Consider the following 22,182-nt stretch of genomic DNA (forward strand, 5'->3'; position numbering starts at 1 on the left):
GAGACTGGAACGTAAAATGCGCGATCCCCGCCGACGCGGCGTCGTTTATGCCCTGCTCGTCTCGTCGATCTGTCTGCTCGCCTCGACAGCGTGCGTCGCGCGATTCGGCGACGACCTGCCACGACCGGTGGGGATCGGCCGCGCTGCCGACGGAAGCCTGCGGTTCGTCGTCACCTTGTGCTCCGGCGAGCGACTCTCCTCTTTCAGCGTCGCCGACCGCCGGACGCTCAAGCCTATTTGGAAGGTCTCGAAGCCGACCGGCGCAGTGGAGCAGGGTGGCGAGATAACAGTGGGCGACGCGACCGGTTTCAAGACCCTCGAAATGCCGTTGAAGACGCCCATTCCGCCAAACGTCCTCGCCACGGCTCGGTTGACGGACGGGTTCGAGCTCCAGGTGTCCTTCCTGCAGGACCAGGTGCCGCGGGAGCTCGCCGAAACGAGCCAGGTTCTAGACGGCATGCGGGAGAAGGTCTCCCTGGAGGAGTTCCAGCGGGACGTCGAGAGGCGATACTGCTGACCCGGCCGGTAGCGGCCCCACGGGAGCATGCGGCAAGTCGGCGGGCGAGCTCCATGTGGACGAACCCCTACCTCGACACCGACGACGCGGCCCTGCCGGTTCTCCGGCACCGCGTCGACCTCGGCCTTGTCCTTGGTGCTGGGCTAACTTGCCTCCCGGAAGGGCTGGAACTGCACGCTGAGCCGTACCTCGAGGGCTTCGGCGAGGCGTTCCAGCATGGGAATCGTGGGCATGGTGCCGCCGGCCTCGAAGCGGGCCACCGCGGGTTGTTTGAGGCCTGCGCGAGCCGCCAGCTCCGTCTGCGTCAGGCCGAGCTCCTCGCGCCGCCGCCGCACCGCGTCGCCGAGTTCGAAGCGGAGGCGAGCGGCCTCGTAGGCGGCTCCGGCGCCGGGGCGATTCATGATCTCAGAGCGCTTGTCCGACCATGCCCTGCGCTCGCTCAAGTCGATCACTCCTCGTCTGCCGTGTGCGCTTCCGTGACGCATCGCCGCATGGCCCGTACGGCTCGCTCGATCTCTGACCTCTCCCGCATCCGCTGCTGTGCGGAAGACCGTGGTCATAACAGGGACGTTATAGTCAAGGCAAGCCCCCTGTCTCTCGGATCGGCAACAAGCCGGTGGGAATCGAGTGGGAGTCCTCTGGAGACGCCGGCCCGGCCGGCCGTGGTCGGGGGCGATTGACGAGGGCGGCTGAGCGACGACAGCGGGCCTTACGCTCGCGGGCCTCGAAAAGTCGCGTCTCCCCAGGTCACACTGCCTTTGTGGAGCGATGGTCGCGTGATCGGTGGCCGTTTGGTCGCTGGTGTCATGGTCGTTTGGCCGCAAGGTCCGTGGCGATCTGGTCGCGAGGTTCGTGGGCCACCGGTCGCGGGGGGATGTGGCGGACGAGGTGGACGAGGTCTCGGCTCTGCCTGAGAGCGATCAGGGTGTTCTGCGAATATTGTGACTCTGGTCCTGAAGGTCTACCGCGGAGTCACCCCCTATGAGCGAGGTAAGCGAGCCGGCAGCCGGACAGCCCGAGCGGAGCGACCCGGCGGCGCTGCGGCAGGCGCTGGCGGAGGCGGTGGAGCGGGCCTCCGGCGCGGCGGAGCTGGCCCGGCTGATCACGGACTACCAGCGGCGGCTGGAGGAGGTGGCGCGCTCGGAGGCCGAGGCGCTGACCAAGATGCGTGAGGCCGAGGCGCGGCTGAAGACCGTCGAGCGGCAGAACGCGCAGCTCGCCAAGCAACTCGCGGAGCAGAAGTACCAGACCGAGGTCGCCAACTGGAAGCTCGCCTCGCTCCAGGACAGCCGGTGGAGCAAACTCGGCGACGCGATCCACAGCAAGAAGCCCGGCACGGTGGCCAGGACGCTCAAGGCGCCGGTCAGGAAGCGCCCCGCGCCCAAGCGCTCGGACTTCAAGCCGGAGATCCCCGCCGTCCCCGAGGTGAAGGCGGCCCCCGCGGCGCCCGAGCCCAAGGCTCCGCAGGTCTCCGCGCCGCTCGCCGAGTCGTTCGTGGTCCCCAAGGGCCCGACGGCCCGGCCGTACATGACGGTCGCCGCGATCGTGGACCGGCAGACCGAGGCGCTCCTGCGGTACGAGTGGCGGCTGGTGACGAACTTCGGCCCGGACAACTGGGAGGCCATGCTCGACCAGCAGCGGCCGCACGTGCTGTTCGTCGAGTCCGTACGGCCCGGCCCCCGGCAGGGCAACGGCGGGCGCTGGCTGGAGGCGCTGGCCGGCGAGACGCGTGCGCTGCGCGACCTGGTGGCGGCCTGTCACAAGCGGGGCGTCAAGACGGTCTTCTGGCACTCCGGCGGCGCGGTGTCGCGGGCCGTCCCGGCGGCCGAGCACTTCGAGTACGTGCTGGCCACCACGGAGGCCCGCGCCCGCGAGTGGCGGTCGGCGCTGCGCCACGACCGGGTCGGCGTGCTCCCGCTCGCGATCCAGCCCCGCGTGCACAACCCCATCCCCGCCGAGGGCGGCAGGACCGGGGAGATCGTCACGCTCGGCACGGTCACCCCGCCCGCCGGCGGCGCGGCCTGGCAGCCGCTGGCCGGCCAGGGCGACGACAAGACGGCGTACGACGACGTGCTGACGGCCTACCGGCGGCCGGCCCTGGTGATCGCGGGCGCCGACGCCGAGCCGAGGGTGATAGGGGAGGTCGCGGCCTGCGGCACCCCGGTGCTCCAGGTGCGGGCCGGGGCCAAGGGCGAGGAGATCCTCGCGGCGGCCGAGATCCTCATGGCCGATGAGGGACGACTGGCCAGGGAGGCCCATCTCGCCTGGCGGGCCCGCGCCGGCGTCACCCCGTTGCTCGACCCGATCCTCGACACCCTCGGCGTGCCGAGCGTGCAAGGCAGCGGCGTGATCACGGCGATCACCGCCGTCGCCGACCCGGCCGAGCTGGACCGCCTGCTCGCCCAGGTCACCCGTCAGATCGAGCGGCCCGGTCAGATCGTGATCGTGGCGGACGGCCTGGACGCGGGTCTGGTGGACAAGACGGTCCGCCAGGCGTGCCCGGACCTCGACGTCGTGGTCCGCGCCACCCGGGAGCCGGTCACCCGGGGCGCCGCCCTCGACCGCGCGGTCCGGCTCGCCGACGGCGACTACGTGGCCGTGCTCGACGCCAGGGACCTGTACGGCGAGCACTACCTGGCCGACCTCGTCCGCCACTTCGCCTCCACCGACGCCGAGGTGCTGGGGAAGGCGTCGTTCTACGCCCACCTGCCGGGGACGGGCGCGACGCTGTTGCGCCAGCCGGAGGCCGAGCACCGGTTCCTCCCCGAGGTGGCCGGGGGCACCGTCCTGGCCCGCCGTCAGGTCCTCACCGAGCTCGGCTTCGCCGACGTCTCCGAGGAGTGGGGCGAGGTCCTGATGCGGCAGTGCCGTACGGACGGGGTGCGGGTCTACTCGGCCGACCGCTACTCCTACGTCTGCGTCCGCGACTCGGCCGAGGGCTCGCTGCTCGGTTCGGCGCGCATGGAGGGATACGTCCCGGCCGAACCCCTCGCCCTGCTCTAGATGTTCCGTCCACGGACCTCTCGGGTGGCGCTCAGGGCGCTGTGCGGCCGTCCGGCTGGAGGGGTGCGATGTTCTTCGGGCCGCGCAGGGCGACGTAGAGGAGCAGTGCGGCCATGACGGCGGCGCCGATCCACATGGCCTGCTGCCAGCCGTCGACGAAGGACTGCTGTGCCGCGTGGATCAGGCCCTGGGCGTGGCCGCCGGTCTCGGGTGCGACCTCGACGGCGTTGGCGATGCCTTCGCGGGCGGTGTCCGCGGCGCCGGCGGGGATGCCGTCGAGCCTGCCGTCGATGGCACTGCGGTAGCCGTTGGCCAGGAGCGCGCCGAGCATGGCGACACCGAGAGCGGTGCCGAACTCGCGGGTGACATCGTTGAGTGCGGAGGCGACACCTTGCTTCGCGCGGGGCAGTGAGCTGGTGATGGCCTCGGTGGAGGGCGTCATCGACAGCCCCATGCCGATGCCCATGGCGAGCATGCCGGCCAGGATGGACAGGTAGCCGCCGTCGACGGACACGAACAGGGCCATCAGGGCCAGGCCGAGGGTGGCCAGGGCGACGCCCACGGTCATGGTGGAGCGGGCGCCGATCTTGGCGGCCATCTTCGGGGCCAGGCCCGAGGTCATCATCATCATGACGGCCATCGGCATCATCGCCACGGTGGACATCAGTCCGGACCAGCCGAGTACGGCCTGGAAGAACGGGAAGAGCACGACGGCGATACCGGCCTGGACGCCGAAGACGACCAACAGGGTGATCGAGCCGCCGGCCAGGCCCCGCTCACGGAAGAGACGTACGTCCAGCAGGGACGCGTCGCGGCGCTGCAGCTCCCAGGCCACGAAGGCGATGGCGGCGATGACACCCACGGTCAGGCTGATCAGGGTGATGGGGGCGGTCCAGCCGCGCTCGGGGCCTTCCTGCAGGACGAAGATGAGACCGATCACGGCGATGGTGGAGACCAGCGCACCGATGGTGTCGAAGGAGTGGGTGGAGCGTTCGCGGGAGTTGGGCACTGATTTCAGAGTCATCGCCAGCGCGACGACGACCAGGACCACGGGCAGCACGAACAGCCGGCGCCAGTCGGCGACGTCGACCAGCAGGGCGGAGAGAAACATGCCCAGGATGCCGCCGCCTCCGGCGACACCGGTCCACACACCGATCGCCTTGCCGCGTTCCTCCTCGGGGAAGGTGGAGGTGATGACGGCCAGTGTGATCGGCATGATCATCGCAGCGCCGATACCGGCGGCCACGCGGGCGCCGATCATCACCGCGGCCGACGGGGCGAGTCCCGCGACGACGCCGGCGGCGCCGAAGATGATGAGTCCGGTGATCAGCATGGGCTTGCGGCCCAGCCGGTCACCGATCGCGCCGAGCGGCAGCAGCAGGGCGGCCAGGGCGAGGGTGTAGGTATTGATGATCCACAGAACGGTGCTCTGCGAGGCGCCGAACTCGACGGCCATGTGAGTCTGGGCGACGTTCAGCCCGGACACCGAGGCGATGACAGCCATCAACGCGATGGAGACGGTGATCAGGATCGCGCGCAGCCGGCGCGCATCCGGCGCACCCCCGCCGCTTGCCGGCGCGGCCGCCGCCTGAGGAGGCTGATTGGTACTCATGGTTTCCTTCCGAACAAGGGCATGCAGGATCAGCGCCGGGACAGAGCCGGTCGCCAGGTCGGTGAGGTGGGGACTTGCTCACCGCGTGGACCGCCGGATGGCGGGCGCGCGGTTCTTCGGCAGCAGGGCTTCGGTGTCAGCCGGTGGTCTTGTGCGCGGCGGCGAGCGCGGCGTCGGTGTCGCGGTGGCCGGCAGGGCGTTGATGTGAGAGCCGGCCAGAGCGCCGCCGTCGTCGTTGACACGTTAACCCCGCGTTGCATAAGTGGCATAGCATGTTGCTTATGACGCAAGAAGATCGGCAGCTGGAAAGCCTCGTACGCAAACGGATCCGCGCGCTGCGCGTCGCACAGGGCTGGTCGCTGGAGGAGCTGGCCATGCGCGCCAACCTCAGCCAGTCGTCACTGAGTCGTATCGAGAACGGTCAGCGCCGCCTGGCCCTGGACCAGCTGGTCACCCTGGCCCGCGCACTGGACACCACTTTGGACCAGCTCGTGGAGAACGCCGCCGACGACGTCGTCATCAGCCCGATGATCGACGGCGCCCACGGCCTGATGCGCTGGCCCATAAAGGGCGACCCCGGTATGAGCGTGATGCGTCAGCGGATGACCGACCCGCCGCCCGACAATCCGGCCCGCATGCGCGCCCACCCCGGCCGCGAATGGCTGGTGGTGCTGTCCGGCACCGCCGTCCTCATGCTTGGTCACCGGCGCTATCGCATCGAGACCAACCAGGCCGCAGAGTTCCCCACCATGATGCCGCACGCCATCGGCGCCGAGGGCGGACCGTGCGAGATCCTGGGCATCTTCGACCGCGACGCCCGCCGCGGTCACCAGAAGGACGCCGGCGCCGACGGCTCCGAAGCCGCCTGCGGAGGCGCGCAGGCCCCCTGCGAATAGCGGGCCCTTGTCGTGCCGGAGGCCCGCGGCGCGGCGGCCGATATTGCGTGCCGGGCAGCGAATCACGCGACCTTCTTGCGTGTTCCGCAAGCGGTCATGCGGCATGCGCATGAAGGGCTTACGGTGGTGCCATGACCCCAATGCATCAGCACACCCCCCATCACGGACAAAGTGGTCACCACCCCGACCACGACCATGGCGGCCTCCAAACGCACGGCGATGGCGGTCAGGCGGAGATCCTCGATCTGGACGCCGAGGTGCTCGCCGAGCACATAGCGTCCATCACCGCCTGGCTGCCGCTGAAGAGCGAGCCGCGGCAGATCGTGGACCTGGGCTGCGGTACCGGCGCGGGCACCTTCGCGCTCCTCGATCGCTTCCCCTACGCGCACGTCACCGCCGTCGACACCTCGACCGGGCACCTCCGGCTCCTGCGCGAGAAGGCATGCGCCCGCGGTGTCGAGGGACGCGTACACACCGTGCAGGCCGACCTCGACACCGACCACTGGCCCGACCTCGGCACGCCGGATCTGGTGTGGGCCTCGGCCTCGATGCACCACATGGCCAACCCCGGCCGCGCCCTCCGGAGCGTCCGCGAACTGCTCGCCCCCGGCGGCCTGTTCGCCGTCGTCGAGCTCGCGGGCTTCCCCCGCTTCCTGCCCGCCCACGCCCCGGAGAACCGGCCTGGCCTCGAAGAGCGCGCCCATGCCGCGACCGACAGCTTCCACGCCGAGCACGTTCCGCACCGCGGCGCCGACTGGGGCCCGCTACTGATAGCCGCCGGCTTCACCGTCGAGGACGAGCGCACCATCACCGTCAACATCGAAGGTGAGCGCAGCGAAGCGATCGGCCGCTACGCCTACGGCAGCCTGCAGCGCATCCGCGGCGTCGCCGCACCCGCCCTCAGCCCCGAGGACCTCGCCGCACTCGACGAGCTTCTGGACCCCAACAGCCCGAACAGCCTCCTGCACCGCGAGGATCTCGTCGTACGCACCGAGCGCACCGTCTGGGCCGCGCGCCGCGCCTGACGCACAGTGCGCGGCGCTGAGGGGCGCCGCCGTTCAGGGCGAGGTCGAGCACGGCCATGCCACTCGGTGGCATGTGCCAGCAAGGCGCACCTCCTGCCGGGCTAGACTGGCCGCGATGACGACGACAGCCGTCCCGGCCGATCACCTTCGGCTGCGTGAGCGTAAGAAGCTGCGCACCCGCCGGGCGCTGGTCGACGCGGCCTTGGAACTGTTCACCGAGCGGGGGTTCGAGGCGACGACCCTCGACGACCTGTGCGCGGCCGTGGAGGTCTCCAAGCGCACCTTCTTCCGCAACTTCGCCGGCAAGGAAGACGTCGCGCTGACGCCCGCGCAGGACATGTGGGCTGCGTTCCTCGACGAGCTGGAGCGGCGCGAGCCCGACGCGGGACGCCCGGTCATGGAGATGGTGCAGGACTGTCTGCTCGCCGCCGTCGGACGGATGACCGCCGGCGACTGGGCGCGCCAGGTCCGGCTCGGCGAGCTGCTGGCCGCCCGGACCCCCTCGATGGGGGCGTACGGCCTGCACTTGTGCGACCGCACCACCCGTGAGGCGCTCGCGATCCTGCGCCGTCGTCTCGACCTGGGCGGTGTGGACGACCTGCGGGCGAGGCTCGTGCTCGACCTGCTCGTCGCGGCCTGGCGCGGCGCTCTGAAGTCCTGGGCGTCCCTGCCGGGGGAGCCCGCGTCCGGGGATCTGACCGCGTGCCTGCGTGCGGCGTTCGCCGCGATCCCCGGGTGTCTCACGCTGACCGCCGCGCCGAAGGCGTGATGATCATGGAGGCGCTGCGCGGCGTCCTCGGCGCGCCGCCGATGCCGCAGGGGTCGTGGGAGCGGGAGGCGCGATTCGTCTCCACCGCTGCGCTCCGGGGAACGGCGGAGCCCCCGGCCGAGGCGGCGGAGCGGCTCGCGTCACGGCTGCGCGCGGTGCCCGGGATCCGGCGGGTGGACGTCCGGCCGAACGGCTTCCTCGTCATCGGGGTCGCCGCGCCGGGAGAGATCGTCGACGAGGTCCTGGCCGCCCCGATCGCCGTGTCCCCGCCGCCGGCGTCCTGCGCGGCGCCGTGGCCGGACTTCCCCCGCACGTGGGACAACCCCGGTTTCGCCGTGCGGTACGCGTACGTGCGGGCGGGAGCCGTACGGCGATGGGCGCGTGACCTCGGCGTGCCGGCCCGCGCGGCGGTGCGGCCCGAGCTCCTCGACGGCCCGTTCGACCGGGCCGTGCTGCGGGTCCTGGCCGAGCTGCCGAGCAGGAAGGAGAGCCGCGATCCCGGGTGGGCGGCGTACCTCGAACGGCTGGCCGAGGTCTACCACACGGCCGTCGAGCGCGCGTCCCCGATCCCCAGGGGCGACGAGGCGCCGTCGGAGGTCCACGCGGCCCGGGTGCGGATGGGGGAGGCGGTGCGCCGGGTGCTCGGCGAGGGGCTGGCGGAGCTCGGCGTCGCGCCGCCCGGCAAAATCTGAACCAAATCGGGCGATCGCCGGAAGCAATGCCGTAGATGACCTGCGGATCTGAATATCTTCCTTTGGGGTCGTCTCGCAGGTTGAACAGCGGGCGCGAGTGAATCGCAGGGTCGGCTAGCCTCGTTCGGGTGAGTCGATTCGCCCACCCTGCCGGCGACCTGCACGCCGCCTCAACTATCGTCGCCGTCACCGCCGGACTGCCCGAGGAGCGTCCGCCGCACGTGCCCGCCGACCTCAACGCGCTCGAACCGGCCATCTGGCCGCGAACGTCCGGCCGGGCCGACGGTGCCGTCACGATCGGCGGAATCGACGCCCGTGACCTGGCGAAGGAGTTCGGCACGCCTCTGTACGTCATCGACGAGGAGGACTTCCGCTCACGCTGCCGCGAGTACCGGTCCGCCTTCCACGACGGCGAGGTCCACTACGCCGCCAAGGCGTTCCTGTGCCGCGAGGTCGCCCGCTGGATCGACCAGGAGGGCCTCGGCCTCGACGTGTGCAGCGCGGGCGAGCTCGCCGTCGCGCTCAGCGTGGGCTTCCCGCCCGAGCGCATCACGATGCACGGCAACAACAAGTCGCTCGCCGAGCTGGAGAAGGCCGTCCAGGCCGGCGTGGGCCACATCGTGATCGACTCGTTCGAGGAGATCGCCCGCCTCGGCTTCCTCGCCGACAAGCACGGCGTGCGGCCGAAGGTGATGATCCGGGTGACCGTGGGCGTCGAGGCGCACACCCACGAGTTCATCGCGACCGCTCACGACGACCAGAAGTTCGGCCTGTCGCTGAGCAGTGGCGCCGCCGCCGAGGCGGTGCGGCGCATCCTCGCGCTGCCGCAGCTCGAACTGGTCGGCCTGCACTCCCACATCGGGTCGCAGATCACCGACACCGGCGGCTTCGAGGTCGCGGCCCGCCGCCTGGCCCGGCTGCTGGTCGAGATCAAGGAGGAGCACGACGTCGTGCTCCCGGAGCTGGACCTCGGCGGCGGGTACGGCATTCCCTACGTGGTGGGCGACGAGTCCCTGGACGTCAAGGTCATCGCGGACGGCCTGCGGGAGATCGTCACGAAGGTGTGCGAATCGGCCGGGCTGCCCGTGCCCCGGCTCACGGTCGAGCCGGGCCGGTCGATCGCCGGAGTGTCCGGCGTCACCCTCTACGAGGCCGGTACCGTCAAGGACGTGGAGGGCCTGCGCACCTACGTGAGCGTCGACGGCGGCATGAGCGACAACATCCGCACCGCCCTCTACGGCGCCGACTACACGGCCGTGCTCGCCTCCCGCGTGAGCCAGGCGGCGCCGATGCTGTCGCGCCTGGTGGGCAAGCACTGCGAGAGCGGCGACATGGTCGTGCGTGACCTGTACCTGCCGGGCGACCTGGCCCCCGGCGACCTGATCGCCGTCGCCGGCACCGGCGCCTACTGCCGGTCGCTGGCCAACAACTACAACTATCTGCCCAAGCCCGCCGTCGTCGCGGTGTCCAACGGCCAGGCGCGGGTCATCATCCGCAGGGAGACCGAGGACGACCTGCTCAGGGGGCAGCTGTGACCGGCCGCTCCGGACAGTCCGGCGGCGAAGCGAGGAGGGGTCGTGAGTAAAGCCAAACCGGCGCTCAGGGTCGCGCTGCTGGGCTGCGGCGTCGTCGGGTCGCAGGTCGTGCGTCTGCTCCACGAGCAGGCCGACGACCTGGCCGCCCGTGTCGGCGCCCCGCTGGAGCTGGCCGGCGTCGCCGTGCGCAGGCTCGGGCGCAAGCGGGACGCCGACATGGACCCCGCGCTGCTCACGACGGACGCGGAGGGCCTGGTCACCCGCGACGACGTGGACATCGTCGTCGAGGTGATCGGCGGTATCGAGCCCGCCAGGTCGCTGATCCTCGCCGCGATGGCGCACGGCAAGTCTGTGGTGAGCGCCAACAAGGCGCTGCTCGCCGAGGACGGCGCCACGATCCACCGGGCGGCCCGCGAGAACGGCGCCGATCTGTACTTCGAGGCGAGCGTCGCCGGGGCGATCCCGCTGCTGCGCCCGCTGCGCGAGTCGCTGGCCGGTGACCGGGTGCGCCGCGTGCTGGGCATCGTCAACGGCACGACCAACTACATCCTCGACAAGATGGACTCCACCGGCGCCTCGTTCAACGACGCGCTGGAGGAGGCCCAGGCGCTCGGGTACGCCGAGGCCGACCCGACGGCCGACGTCGAGGGCTTCGACGCCGCGGCCAAGGCGGCGATCCTGGCCGGCATCGCCTTCCACAGCCGGGTGACGGCCGCCGACGTGCACCGCGAGGGCATCACGGAGATCACCGCGGCCGACGTCGCCTCGGCCAAGGGCATGGGGTACGTCATCAAGCTGCTGGCCATCTGCGCCCGCTCCGACGACGGCCGATCGGTCGGCGTCCGCGTGCACCCCGCCATGATCCCGAGGTCGCACCCTCTGGCGGGGGTGCGTGAGGCGTACAACGCGGTCTTCGTGGAGGCCGAGTCGGCCGGGCGGCTGATGTTCTACGGCGCGGGCGCGGGCGGCGCGCCCACCGCCAGCGCCGTACTGGGCGACATCGTCGCCGTGGCGCGCAACCGCCTCGCCGGCACCCGCGGGCCGGAGGAGTCGACGTACGCCGACCTCAAGGTCCATCCGATGGGCGACAGCGTCACCCGCTACCACGTGTCGCTGGACGTCGCGGACAAGCCGGGTGTGCTCGCCCGTGTCGCCGACATCTTCGCCACGCACGACGTGTCGATCCAGACGGTGCGGCAGGAGGGCCGCGGCGACGACGCCCAGCTCGTGCTGGTGACCCACCGGGCCAGCGACGCCGCCCTGTCGGGCACGATCAAGGACCTGCGCGACCTGAACATCGTCCGCGCGGTCGCGAGCGTCATGCGGGTCGAGGGCGACGACACGCCCTGACGCCGAGGGCGGCGGCTTCGTCTGACGTCGAAGGCACTCCCGGTGCTCTGCCCGGGAGTGCCCGCTGCCGCATCGGTCGAGCTAGAGGGCGACCTTCGCGATCTGGTCGACGTAGTTCTCGGTGAGCCAGACGTTGTCGTCGGGCCCGCTGGTGATGTCGAAGGGCCCGGCGAGGCTGGTCGGCATGTAGTACTCGATGATGATTCCCGAGGTGGTGACGGTGGCCGCCGCGTTGCCGAGTTGCTCGGCCACCCACAGCCTGCCGTCAGAGCCGCTGGTGATGCCCCATGGGAAGGCGTTGGGGTCGGGCAGTGCGTGCTCGGTGAAGTCGCCGTCCGTGGTGACGGAGCCGACCTTCCCGTTGCCGTCGGTGTACCACAGGTTGCCGTCCGGCCCGGTGGTGATCCCTATGGGTATCGCTCCCGAGGAGGGGATGGCGAACTCGGTGATGTCCCCGTCCGGGGTGATCTGGCCGATCTTGCCCACGAACGATTCGGTGAACCACAGGTTGCCGTCGGGACCGGCGGTGATCCGCATCGGGTAGGCGTCACCGGTCGGCAGGGCGTACTCGGTGATGGTTCCCGAGGTGGTGATCCGCCCGATCTTGTTGCCGATCGTCTCGACGAACCACAGGGCGCCGTCGGGACCCGCCGTGATGCCCCAGGGGTAGGACCCCGCGTTGGGCAGCGCGTATTCCGTGATGACACCGGATGTGGTGATCCGTCCGATCTTGTCGCCGGTCGCCTCGGTGAACCACAGGGCGCCGTCCGGCCCGGTGGTGATGTGCCCCGGCTCGGCGTCGTCGGTCGGCACGGCGAACTCGGTGAAGTCGCCGCCGGTGGTGACGCGTCCGATGTTGCCGGCGTAGTTCTCCGTGAACCACAGCGCGCCGTCGGGACCCGAGGTGATGCCGACGGGCCCGGATGTATGGGTCGGAGTGTCCATTTCCGAGACCGTGGGGAACCGCGCCGCGTCGCCGGAGCCGGACGACCCGGCGAGCGGGCGCGGCCGGTGGACGGGACACCGCATGTGCCGGTGCTCCGGCATCCGCTTCAGCTTCTGGCAGATCCGCACCCAGGGCGGCGGGGGTTTGGGACGCTCGCCCGGTGCGGTGGCGCCGGCGGGCAGACCGGTGAACAGGGGCGCGGCCGTCGCCAGGGCCAGCGCCATCGCCGTGAGCGGGCGGCGGAGGTGTCGTGAGAAGCGTGGCATGGCATCCCTTCGGCTGAGAAGCGACATGAGAAACCGGGCCGGAAGCCGCGCCCCCGGCCCGGCGGGCCTCACTATCGCCGACCCGCCCGACCGGCCGTCGATCCGCCGCGTCCGTGGCGGGTCACGAGACCCCCAACTCCTGTACGGAGCGGAGACGACGGTCAGGCGACCGAGTGCGTGATGGTCCCGGTGTAGACGCCGGCGGCGGCGTTGGACGGGATGGTGATGACCAGGGTGGGCTGCCAGCTCGTCGACATCGGCGTGGCCTGCTTGCGCCCGCTGAACGCGGTGACCGGCGAGGTGAGGGCCACCCGGCTGGCCGCGGTGGGCTGACCGGGGTTGCGGGTGCCCACTCCCGACGACGCGGTGACCGGTCCCGACCAGTAGGAGACGTTCGCCGTCGTGATCGTCTGCGTGGGCGTGCCGCTGCCGGTGGTGAAGTTCGTGGCGGACACGGTCGCCGTCCACGGAGGGATTCCCGTCCTGGAGTCGGCCACGGTCACCGTGCCCATGGAAGCGCTCAGCGTGCCGCCCTGCGCGACGCTGCCGAGGTTCACCGAGCCGGGCACGGTGATCGTCAGCGGGTCGGCCCGCAGGGGGACCAGCGCCGTTCCCGTGTCGGCCTGCGCCGCCGGCGCGAGGCCGGGCACGGCGAACAGCGAGGTGGGCAGCGCGACCGGCGCAGCGATCGACGCGGCCAGCGTCACCGCCACGATCGCGCCCACACCGACCTGCCGCATGTCTGGCCTTCCTCGTCGCCGTGCCGTCGGTCCGCCGCGCGGCCGATCTCTCCTGTGAACGACCCACGGCAGGTTAGGGCACCGGGGTGGCTCCAGGCCGCCGCCACGCCGGGAGCAGCCGTGACCGTGGAGATCGGGCCCCACGTCTCCGTCCGTCGTCATCTGATCACAAAGGGTCTCCAGACGCCGGCCTCGCGACCGTGTCGTACGCCCAGGACCGGCCAGGATGTCACCGACCGAGGCTCGAAACAGCGCATCGACGGGGGAGATCGGCTGTGTGTAAGAGGAATGTCGCCGCGCCGTCGGCGATCGCGGCGGCGCTGGCGCTGTCGGCCGCGCTGACCGTGGCGTCGACGGCGACGCCCGCCGGAGCGGGCACCTGTCCCGCATCCACGACCTGTCCCACGACCGTCACCTTCACCGTCAACGCCCCCGACGGCCTGACGATCACCGTGCCCGACGGTCCCGCGAACATCGGCGCCAACGTGCCGGGGAACCAGATCAGCGGTCAACTCGGCCTGGTCACGGTGTCCGACCAGCGCGCCACGCTCACCGCGACCTGGGTGGCCACGGCGTCCGCGACCAGTTTCACCACCGGCGGTGGCGGCGCGGCCGAGACCATTCCCAACACCGCCGTCTCCTACTGGTCGGGCCCGGCGACGGGCACGACCGGCACCGGCACCTTCGTGCCGGGGCAGCCCAACGCGGCGGCGGCCGTGACGCTGGACGTGCCGCGCACCGCCTTCAGCAAAACGACCGGCGCGGGTGACAACTCGGCGACCTGGAACCCCACCATCGTGGTCAACGTCCCGCCCCAGGCGGTGGCGGGCCTCTACACCGGCACGGTGGATCACTCCGTTGCCTGACCGTCTCACCCGCAGGGTCATCGCCTCCGGCCTGTTCGCGATCGTGCTGCACGCGGCGGTCGTCGCACCGGCGGCGGCCGCGGGCGACGCCGGCCGGCAGCGCGCGGAGAGGTTCGGCATCCGGCTGCTGGAGATTCCCGAGAACCGCCTGGACGATCCGCGCTCGCACGCGTTCATCGTCGACCACGTGAATCCCGGCACCACGTTCACCCGGCGTCTCGAGGTCTTCAGCACCTCGCCGGAGCGGCAGCACGTGAACGTGTATCCCGCCGCGGCCCGGGTCGGCGACGAGGGCTTCACGTTCGCCCCCGCGCGCACCGGCAACGAGCTGACCTCCTGGATCACGCTGGACCGGTCGGCGGTGGACCTGCCGCCGCGCGGCCGCGTCCCGGTGACGGCCACCGTCGCGGTGCCGGCCACGGCGGTCAAGGGCGAGCGGTACGCCGTCATCTGGGCGGAGATCTCCTCGGCCTCACCCGGTCCGGCGGGCAACGTGGCGCTCGTCAACCGGGTGGGCGTCCGCGCCTACCTGGACGTGGGCCCGGGCGGCGAACCGCCGACGAGCTTCCGGATCGGCGGGGTGACCGCCGGGCGCACCGTCGACGGGCAGCCGCGGCTCGTGGCCGAGGTCGGCAACACGGGGGAGCGGGCCGTCGACCTGGAGGGCGAGGTGCGGCTGTCGGAGGGGCCGAGCGCGCTCAGCGCCGGGCCCTTCCGCGGCACCCGCGCCGTCACCCTGCCTCCCGGCGGCCACGGTCAGGTGACCGTGCTGCTGGGTCACGACCTGCCCGCGGGGCCCTGGCGGTTCCGGCTCACCCTGCGCAGCGGCCGCGTCAGCCGTACGGCCAGCGGGACGATCACCTTCCCCACGGCCGGAGAACCCGCGGCGGCGGCGAACGACCCGAGCGTGCCGGCCCTCGTCGCCTGCGCCGCCGCGGCCGTCGCCGCCATGGTCCTCCTGGTCGTGAACCTGCGCCGGTTCCGCCGCCGCCCCCTGGACGGCGAAGCGGCCTGACCCGCCGCGCCGTGCCTCACGGCGGGGTGGACGGGGTGGACGCGGCGGGTCAGCGCCCCGCCAGGGCCTTCCGGACGGCGTCCAGGGCCTCCTCCTCGGAGGCCCCGAGCCGGCGGACCACGGCCGCGAACTCCTCGGCCGCCTCGCGCAGGTGCAGGAGGCCGCCCTCGGCGGCGAGGTCGGTGATCGTCGCCGTACGGCCCCGGCGCAGTTCCACCAGGCCCTCGTCGCGAAGCTGCTGGTAGCCGCGGAGCACGGTGTGCAGGTTGATGCCGAGCGCGGCGGCGACGGCGCGCGCCGAGGGCAGCTTGTCGCCGGGGACCGCCGCGCCCCTGGCGACCGCCGCGCGCACCGAGGCCGCCACCTGGTCGGCCAAGGGCTGGGCGGAGGACGGGTCGACGACGATCAGCATCCGGTGGTTCCCCGTGCCCGGGCGAGCGCCCCGTTCACCAGCGCCGCGGCCGTCTCCGCGTCCCGGGTCGAGTACAGGAACTCCCGGCCGTCGGTGAGCCGGAGGGCCAGCACGGGACCACGCCCGCTCACGTATCCCCACCCCTTGCTGCCGCCGATCAGGCCGCCGGGGCCCGTTCCGGATCCCCTCGACCGCACCGCGGCAAACAGTACCGCGTCGTACGGCAGGGCCCGCCGCAGGCCGCCGAGCCAGGGCAGGCTCACCTCCACGCCCCGGCCGTCGACGCGGAGCCGGGTGCGCGTCTGAAGGACCAGGAAGACCCCGAGGAGCGCCGCCATCGTGGGGGGTTGCCAAGAGGACGAGAAGTGAGGGGCCCAGAACCAGGCCAGGGCGAGGAGGGCCGCGCCCTGAAGCAGCGGAGCGCGGTGCCAGGTGGACACCGCGTAGACGGCCCGCTGGGCCGGCGTGAGCTGCAGCAGGGGCACTCCCGGGGGCGGTGCGGTGTGCGCCCAGGGCGCGGGCGGCAGGGGACCCGACAGCCACCAGCCCGCGGCGCCTCCGAGAATGGTGGCCACGATTTCGGCCGGTACCTTCCACGACGGCGGGGTCGCGGGCCCCGCGGCATCGATCAGCGTCGTTATCGCGACACCGTTCCCCGTCGCGGCCGAAACGCCCATGGCGACGGAGCACGCGGCCATCCAGCGCTGCAGCTCGGGCCAGCGCCAGTACTGCGCGAACCCCACGAGGAGCGCCACCTCGATGACCCCTGTGTATTGGGCGACCAAGCTCAGCCAGTCATCCCAATCAGGTGCCCATCGCGGTTCCCAGCCGGAGACGTAGGCCCGGTCGGGCAGCCGGTCCCGGAAGACGGCATAGAGCAGCAGGAGACCGAGGAGGGCGAGAACTGGTGGCGCGAGGGTCAGGACCAGGCGGCGCGGCCGGCCGGGTCGCCCGGTGTCGTACTGAGGGGGGTAGTACACGGGCCACCTCCAACTGTTTGTATGTCACTATAACAATACGAACAGAAGGAGAGAAGGCCCGGCTCGCGCTCCTCGGCGGGGCTGCGTACGGTGAGGCGCACCGGCCCACGCGTCGCGGGCTCCGGCGGAGCTGAGGGGCTCGATCCGGTAACGTCCGCGATCATTCGCGCGTCGATCGTGTGCGACGTGCCTAAAGTCACCGAAGTGTTCGCGTCTGTGGGGGAAAGTGTGGTTACGGGCGAGACGGTTCGGGCATCCGGCCGGGGCGCGGAGGCGCGCGCGAGGGACTGGCCCAGATGGACGCCGTTGCTCGCGGGGCTGCTGACCGCCTGCGTCGCCATCTCCGGCGCCACGGCGTCGCTGTCGGGCGACGAGGTGGCCACCTACAGCGCCGCGGTGGCCCGGCCGCTGAGCGGCCTGTGGGAGCTCGTGCGGCACATCGACGGCCATTTCCTGCCCTACTACCTGCTCGTCCACGTGTGGTCGTTCTTCGGGGAGACCGAGTGGTGGCTGCGCCTGCCCTCGGCCCTGGCGGCCGGCGTGGCGGCCGGTTTCCTGGCCGACCTCGGCCGCAGGCTGGCCGGGCCGCGCGCCGGCGTGCTGGCCGCGGCGCTGTTCGCCGTCCTGCCGTCGGTGTCCTACCACGGCGCGAACGCCCGGCCGTACGCGTTCGCGGCGGCGGCGGCCGTCGTCTCCGCCTGGGCGTTGCACCGCGTGGCCGAGGCGCCCACCGGATCCCGGGTCCGCTGGTACGCGGTGTCGGTGGCGCTGCTCGGCTGCACGCACCTGTTCTCCGTCCTGGTGCTCCCGGCCCAGTTCCTGGCCGCACTGCTCGCCCTGCCCCGGCGTACGTTCCTGACCAGGATCGTCCCCGCGACGGCCGTGGGGTGCGTCCCCGTCGTCGTCCTCGCCCTGGTGGGATGGGGCGAGCGCCACGCGATCAGCTGGATCCAGCCGCACGGGCCCGACGTGCTGCTGAAGTTCCCCAAGCACGCGGCGGGCTCCGACCTCGCCGGGCCCGCGCTGTTCGCGCTCGCCGTCGTGGGGGTGGTGATCCTGCTGCGCAGGTCGGTCCCCTGGGGGGTGCTCGCCGCCGGCTGGCTGGTCCTTCCGCCGGTGCTGCTGCTCGCGATCGACGCGCTGGTGACCCCGGCCTACGTGGACCGCTACGTGTTCGTCGCGGCGCCCGCCCTGGCGCTGGCGGGAGCCGTGGCCCTGGCCTCGGTCCGCCTGGCCGCCCTTCCCGCCGCGCTGGTCGCCGTGCCCGTCGTCCTGGCCGTCGCGCTGCTGGGACTTCCCGCGCAGGCCGACTACCGGCAGCGCAACGGCCACTACGACGACTTCCCCGGCGCGGTCGGCGTGATCCGGGCGCGGGAACGCCCCGGCGACGCCATCGTGTACGGCCAGAGCCGGCTGCGCACCGGCTTCGTCTACTACGGCCGCGCGGGCCTGCCCGACGACGTGCTGCTCAGGGGGCAGGGCCCGGCCTTCGAGTACGCCGAGCGCGGCGACCTCGCCGAGGCCCTCGCCGGACGCCGCCGCGTCTGGGTGGTCTGGCGGGGGACCAAGCAGTCCGGCCTGACGGGCAAGAAGATCCCTCGGGTGGCCGCCGTCCGCGCGGCCGGATACCGCCTCGCGACGGCCTGGCACTCCGCGGAGCTGCCGGGCCTCACGGTCGCACTCTTCGAGCGCCCGCGCGGCAACGGGTAGCGGCAAAATCTCTGCCATCTGCAAGTAAAGTTTCCCTCTATGCGACTTACGGTGAAGAGACTCGTACCGGCCTGTCTCGTCGCCGCGGCGTCGGTCGCGGGGCTCCAGCATCCGGCCGCCGCGACGGCCCGCGAGACCGTCACCGCGCACGCGGCGGCCCCACAGCCGGAGACGGCGCACGCGGCGCAGCGTGAGGCGCGTGCGGCCGGGGTGCCGACCGTGGTCCTCACCTTCGACGACGGCACGGCCGACCACCTCGCCGCAGCCAGGACGTTGGGAAAGCGCGGTCTCAAGGGCACCTTCTACGTCAACAGCGCGCGGCTCGGCGGCCGCGGTTATCTGAGCGTCGCCGCGCTGCGGACCATCGCCCGCGAGGGCCACGAGATCGGCGGCCACACCCTCGACCACCCGCATCTGTCGGAGCAGTTCGAGGCCGTGCAGCAGACGGAGATCTGCGACGACAGGCGGGCGCTGCTGAAGCTGGGCTTCGACGTGCGGTCGTTCGCCTATCCGTTCGGCGACTTCGACGACGCCACCAAGCTGCTGGCGATGCGCTGCGGCTACACGACCGCGCGCGGCATCAACGGCCTGTACCGGCCCGACAGCTGCCGATCCTGCCCCGTCACCGAGAAGATCCCGCCCGCGGATCTCGCCAACGTGCGCGCCACGAGCCAGACCGGCCTGCCGCGTACGGCCCGCACGCTGCGGGAGTTCGTCACCCGCGCCCAGCGGCAGGGCGGCCGCGGTCTGGTGGTCTTCGTGTTCCACGAGATCAAGGACGACCGCCGGGACAGGTACGCGACGGCGCCCAAGGAGTTCGCCGCCTTCGTCGACTGGGTGGCCAAGCAGCGGAAGGCCAAGACGATCGACGTGAAGACGCTGGGCGACGTCGTCGGCGGGCGTGTGTGGCCCGTCCCCGACGAGATGTGATCCCTGCCGTCGCGCCGGGTCACGGAGAGTCGTCAGGTTGACCGCGGCGGTCACAGGAATTCACAAGGTTCGGCTGATAGAAGTTCACCAGCCTGCAAACGGACGCGCGGGAGGAACGCCGTGACGGTGACGACGGACATGTGCTCGCCGTACGGCTTCACGCGCCGTCCCACCGAGGAGATCGCCACGCTGTCCTGGAGCGACGGCCGGTGGACGATCGGGGGCCGGCCGCTCGCCGTCCCGCTCGAGGCCGCCGACGTCGCCCCCCTCCGGCCGCTGCGCGGGCTGCGGGTGGAGTGGCCGGTCGAGCCCGCTGCCGAGGCGATCGGCCCGGTCGCCCGCCTGGCCGCCGCGGGGGTGCCGCTCACCTGCGAAGACGCGCCGAGGTGGGCGCGTGAGGCCGATCCGGTGCTCGCCCGCCTGGCCGCCGCCTGGACCCCCGAGGCCGACGACGGCAGGCCCGAGTCGGTGGCCGACCTGCGCCGGGAGGAGCACAGCGTGCGCCTGCGCAGGCACGCGCTGCGGGCCGCGGGCGTCGGCACGGCCCTCGCCCCGGTGACCGTCGTCATGGCCACGAGGCGGCCCCACTACGTCGGCGACGCGCTGCGGCAGGTCGCCCGCCAGCGCGGGGTGGATCTCGAGGTCGTCGTCGCGCTGCACGGCTTCGCGGCCGAGCGGGTACGGCAGGCCGTCGAGGAGTTCCCCCGTCCCATCACGGTGATCGAGGCCGAGCCCGACGCGCCGCTCGGGACCGTGCTCAACCGCGCGGCGGCGCGGGCGTCCACCGGCATCGTCGCCAAATGGGACGACGACGACTGGTACGGCCCCGAGCACCTCGCCGACCTGCTGCTGGCCATGGCCTACTCAGGGGCGGAGCTGGTCGGGACCGCGCCGGAGTTCTTCTATCTCCAGCCCCTCCACGCGACGATCCGCCGCGTCGACTACGGCAGCGAGATGTGGGCCGACCACGTCGCGGGCGGCACGATCCTGCTCGGCCGCGAGCTCTTCGAGGAGGTCGGCGGCTTCGGGCCGGTGAACCGCGGGGAGGACGCGCACCTCCTGCGCGCGGTCGACGCGGCCGGGGGGCGCGTCTACCGCACCCACGGCCTGGGCTACGTGCTGCGGCGGTCCGTCAGCGCCGACCACACCTGGAACCTTCCCCTCGCCCACTTCCTGCGAGTCGCGGCGAACCAATGGCGCGGCTTTCGCCCGAGTGTGATTCTGGAAGCACCATGACGCCACGCATCAGGGGAAACGACTACACCGTCCTCCAGCCGCCCGCCCTCGGATCGCCGTGGACGCCCCGCCTGCGCGTCAGCGTGGTCGTCCCCGCGTACGCCGACCAGGCCAAGCTCGACCTCACGCTCGCCGGGCTGGCCGGGCAGACGTACCCGGCGGACCTGCTCGAAGTGATCGTGGTCGACAACGGCAGCGAGCCGCGGCTGCGCCTCCCCGAGATCCGGCCCCGCCACACGCGGCTGCTGGTCTGCGAGACGCCAGGACGGGCCAGGGCGCGCAACACCGGGCTGGCCGCCGCGACGGGCGAGGTCATCCACTGGATGGACTCCGACGTCGTCCCCGAGCCGGAGGAGGTGGAGGCGCACATGCGCTGGCATCACCTCGCGCCCTACCTGTCGGTCACCTCCTATCTGCGCTTCACCACCGTCCCGCTGCCCGATCCCGAGGAGGTCGCGGGCGCCGACGACCTGGCGAAGCTCTTCGAGCCCGCGGAGCCGCACGCGTGGATCGAGGACCTGGTGGAACGGTCGCAGGGGCTGACCCGCTCACCCCGGCCGTTCAGCATCCACATCGGCGGCGCGTCGTCGGTCTCCGCGCGGCTGTTCGAGCGGGCCGGGCCGATGGACCCCGACATGATCCTCGGTCAGGACACCGAGATGGGCTACCGGCTCGCGCAGGCGGGCGCCGTCTTCATCCCCGACCCGCAGGCCAGGGCCTATCACCTCGGCCCGTCCATGCGCATGCGCGACAGCGGGCCCGTCAACCGCGTCAGCCACGCCCTGGTCACCGACCGCGTCCCCGGCTACCGGTGGCTGCGCACCCACCCCGCCCGTCAGTGGAAGGTCCCGCAGGTGGAGGTCCTCGTGGACGCCACCGCGGGGTCGTACGACGACGTCAGGGCGACGGTGGACGGCGCGCTGGCCGGCACGGTGACCGACCTCGCGGTCGTGCTGACCGGTCCGTGGGACGAGCTCGCGCCCGAGCAGCGCGCGCCGCTCAAGGACCCGTGCCTCGACCTCATGCTGCTGCACGCCCACTACACGCACGAGGGCCGGGTACGGCTCGCCACGGCGGCCTCCGACACCCTCTCGCCCTACCGCCTGCGTCTGCCGCCCGGCTGGGTGCCGGGGGAGGACAGCGTAGGCGAGCTGCTCGCGATGGCCCGCGAGCGGGAGCTCGGGCTGGTGAGCGTGCTTCTGGCCGAGGGCCCAGAAGGCGTCACCGCCGCGCGACTGGAGCGCACCGAGGCGTATGCCCGCGCCGCCCTCGTCGCCGCCGAGGTCGAGGACGCCGACGACGCCGTGGACGAGATGTTCGGCACCTACTGGGCGGACGGCGAGACCCACGGCTTCCGCGCCGCCGCGGAGGCCCCGGCGTACATGAACCCCCGCACCGCCTACCGCAAGCGGGTGGAGGCGCAGGCCGAGGTCGAGCGGCTGACCAAGGAGGTCGAACGGCTGCGCGGCCAGGTGACGAAATGGCGGGACGAGGCCGCGAAGTGGCGCAAGTCCGCCGTCGAGTTCCGCCGGGAGATCGGCACCCTCCGGCGGCAGGTCTCGACGCTGCGCGGGCAGGTCGCGGCGCTACGCCACGCCCCGGGCCTACGCGGCATCGCGCGGGGCCTCACCCGGCCCTTCACGTTCAAGAAGTCCTGACCGTCCCGCCTCGGGCGTCCGCGC

At 72.2% G+C, this 22,182-nt stretch carries 20 protein-coding genes; 14 read left to right on the forward strand and 6 right to left on the reverse strand.

From position 1 onward, the window contains the following. Window positions 1–16: 16 nt before the first annotated feature. Window positions 17–517 carry a hypothetical protein gene (locus tag HHX41_RS28275; RefSeq protein ID WP_182908390.1) on the forward strand — a complete coding sequence of 167 codons (501 nt, stop codon included), beginning with the start codon at window positions 17–19 and terminating at the stop codon, window positions 515–517. A gap of 143 nt (window positions 518–660) precedes the next feature. Here the strand turns inward: HHX41_RS28275 and HHX41_RS28280 are convergent, their stop codons facing one another. After that, the gene (locus tag HHX41_RS28280) at window positions 661–960 is read right to left on the reverse strand and encodes a helix-turn-helix domain-containing protein (RefSeq protein ID WP_182908391.1); all 300 of its coding nucleotides are present in this window, start codon (window positions 958–960) and stop codon (window positions 661–663) included. Between the two features lie 538 nt (window positions 961–1,498). Here HHX41_RS28280 and HHX41_RS28285 point away from each other — a divergent pair. After that, a complete protein-coding gene (locus HHX41_RS28285; protein ID WP_182908392.1) occupies window positions 1,499–3,520 on the forward strand; it encodes a glycosyltransferase in 2,022 nt (673 codons plus the stop codon). Between the two features lie 31 nt (window positions 3,521–3,551). Here the strand turns inward: HHX41_RS28285 and HHX41_RS28290 are convergent, their stop codons facing one another. Further along, window positions 3,552–5,132, reverse strand: coding sequence for an MFS transporter (locus HHX41_RS28290; RefSeq protein WP_182908393.1), 1,581 nt, complete (start codon window positions 5,130–5,132; stop codon window positions 3,552–3,554). A gap of 272 nt (window positions 5,133–5,404) precedes the next feature. On the opposite strand from HHX41_RS28290, the gene HHX41_RS28295 reads away from it, so the two are divergent. From HHX41_RS28295 to HHX41_RS28320, 6 genes are all read left to right on the forward strand, one after another. Then, window positions 5,405–6,028, forward strand: coding sequence for a helix-turn-helix domain-containing protein (locus tag HHX41_RS28295; protein ID WP_182908394.1), 624 nt, complete (start codon window positions 5,405–5,407; stop codon window positions 6,026–6,028). Window positions 6,029–6,159: 131 nt separating this feature from the next. After that, window positions 6,160–7,053, forward strand: coding sequence for a trans-aconitate 2-methyltransferase (locus HHX41_RS28300; RefSeq protein ID WP_169982050.1), 894 nt, complete (start codon window positions 6,160–6,162; stop codon window positions 7,051–7,053). Window positions 7,054–7,168: 115 nt separating this feature from the next. Beyond that, window positions 7,169–7,822, forward strand: coding sequence for a TetR family transcriptional regulator (locus HHX41_RS28305; RefSeq protein WP_182908395.1), 654 nt, complete (start codon window positions 7,169–7,171; stop codon window positions 7,820–7,822). Beyond that, window positions 7,789–8,514, forward strand: coding sequence for a DALR anticodon-binding domain-containing protein (locus tag HHX41_RS28310; protein ID WP_310742211.1), 726 nt, complete (start codon window positions 7,789–7,791; stop codon window positions 8,512–8,514). Before HHX41_RS28305 ends, HHX41_RS28310 begins: the two co-directional genes overlap by 34 nt. A gap of 128 nt (window positions 8,515–8,642) precedes the next feature. Next, on the forward strand, window positions 8,643–10,049 hold the full coding sequence (gene lysA / locus HHX41_RS28315; RefSeq protein WP_182908396.1) for a diaminopimelate decarboxylase: 1,407 nt from the start codon (window positions 8,643–8,645) through the stop codon (window positions 10,047–10,049). A 42-nt stretch (window positions 10,050–10,091) separates the two neighbouring features. Then, window positions 10,092–11,399 carry a homoserine dehydrogenase gene (locus tag HHX41_RS28320; RefSeq protein WP_182908397.1) on the forward strand — a complete coding sequence of 436 codons (1,308 nt, stop codon included), beginning with the start codon at window positions 10,092–10,094 and terminating at the stop codon, window positions 11,397–11,399. Window positions 11,400–11,480: 81 nt separating this feature from the next. Here the strand turns inward: HHX41_RS28320 and HHX41_RS28325 are convergent, their stop codons facing one another. Both HHX41_RS28325 and HHX41_RS28330 read right to left on the reverse strand, forming a co-directional pair. Beyond that, the gene (locus HHX41_RS28325; protein WP_220504492.1) at window positions 11,481–12,611 is read right to left on the reverse strand and encodes a virginiamycin B lyase; all 1,131 of its coding nucleotides are present in this window, start codon (window positions 12,609–12,611) and stop codon (window positions 11,481–11,483) included. A gap of 161 nt (window positions 12,612–12,772) precedes the next feature. Beyond that, entirely contained in the window at window positions 12,773–13,351 is a 579-nt protein-coding gene (locus HHX41_RS28330; RefSeq protein ID WP_220504493.1) for a hypothetical protein, read from the reverse strand. Between the two features lie 275 nt (window positions 13,352–13,626). On the opposite strand from HHX41_RS28330, the gene HHX41_RS28335 reads away from it, so the two are divergent. Together HHX41_RS28335 and HHX41_RS28340 are read left to right on the forward strand one after the other, a co-directional pair. After that, window positions 13,627–14,217 (forward strand): hypothetical protein, encoded by a 591-nt coding sequence (locus HHX41_RS28335; RefSeq protein ID WP_310742212.1) that lies wholly within the window; start codon window positions 13,627–13,629, stop codon window positions 14,215–14,217. Beyond that, window positions 14,210–15,232 carry a hypothetical protein gene (locus HHX41_RS28340; protein WP_182908398.1) on the forward strand — a complete coding sequence of 341 codons (1,023 nt, stop codon included), beginning with the start codon at window positions 14,210–14,212 and terminating at the stop codon, window positions 15,230–15,232. The genes HHX41_RS28335 and HHX41_RS28340 overlap by 8 nt, the downstream gene beginning before the upstream one ends. A 49-nt stretch (window positions 15,233–15,281) precedes the next feature. Here the strand turns inward: HHX41_RS28340 and HHX41_RS28345 are convergent, their stop codons facing one another. Together HHX41_RS28345 and HHX41_RS28350 are read right to left on the reverse strand one after the other, a co-directional pair. Further along, window positions 15,282–15,644, reverse strand: coding sequence for a GntR family transcriptional regulator (locus tag HHX41_RS28345; RefSeq protein WP_182908399.1), 363 nt, complete (start codon window positions 15,642–15,644; stop codon window positions 15,282–15,284). Then, window positions 15,638–16,624: a hypothetical protein gene (locus HHX41_RS28350; RefSeq protein ID WP_182908400.1), complete on the reverse strand. Its 987-nt coding sequence runs from the start codon at window positions 16,622–16,624 to the stop codon at window positions 15,638–15,640. Before HHX41_RS28350 ends, HHX41_RS28345 begins: the two co-directional genes overlap by 7 nt. 306 nt (window positions 16,625–16,930) lie before the next feature. On the opposite strand from HHX41_RS28350, the gene HHX41_RS28355 reads away from it, so the two are divergent. The 4 genes from HHX41_RS28355 (at window position 16,931) to HHX41_RS28370 (ending at window position 22,158) form a co-directional block, all read left to right on the forward strand. Then, entirely contained in the window at window positions 16,931–18,334 is a 1,404-nt protein-coding gene (locus HHX41_RS28355; RefSeq protein WP_259401378.1) for a glycosyltransferase family 39 protein, read from the forward strand. A gap of 39 nt (window positions 18,335–18,373) precedes the next feature. After that, window positions 18,374–19,264, forward strand: coding sequence for a polysaccharide deacetylase family protein (locus HHX41_RS28360; protein ID WP_182908401.1), 891 nt, complete (start codon window positions 18,374–18,376; stop codon window positions 19,262–19,264). A 120-nt stretch (window positions 19,265–19,384) separates the two neighbouring features. Continuing rightward, a complete protein-coding gene (locus HHX41_RS28365) occupies window positions 19,385–20,500 on the forward strand; it encodes a glycosyltransferase (protein WP_310742213.1) in 1,116 nt (371 codons plus the stop codon). Next, window positions 20,497–22,158: a glycosyltransferase family 2 protein gene (locus HHX41_RS28370; RefSeq protein WP_182908402.1), complete on the forward strand. Its 1,662-nt coding sequence runs from the start codon at window positions 20,497–20,499 to the stop codon at window positions 22,156–22,158. The genes HHX41_RS28365 and HHX41_RS28370 overlap by 4 nt, the downstream gene beginning before the upstream one ends. Window positions 22,159–22,182 lie beyond the last annotated feature (24 nt).

This window comes from Microbispora sp. H13382 (assembly GCF_014161445.1).
Classification (GTDB): Bacteria; Actinomycetota; Actinomycetes; order Streptosporangiales; family Streptosporangiaceae; genus Microbispora.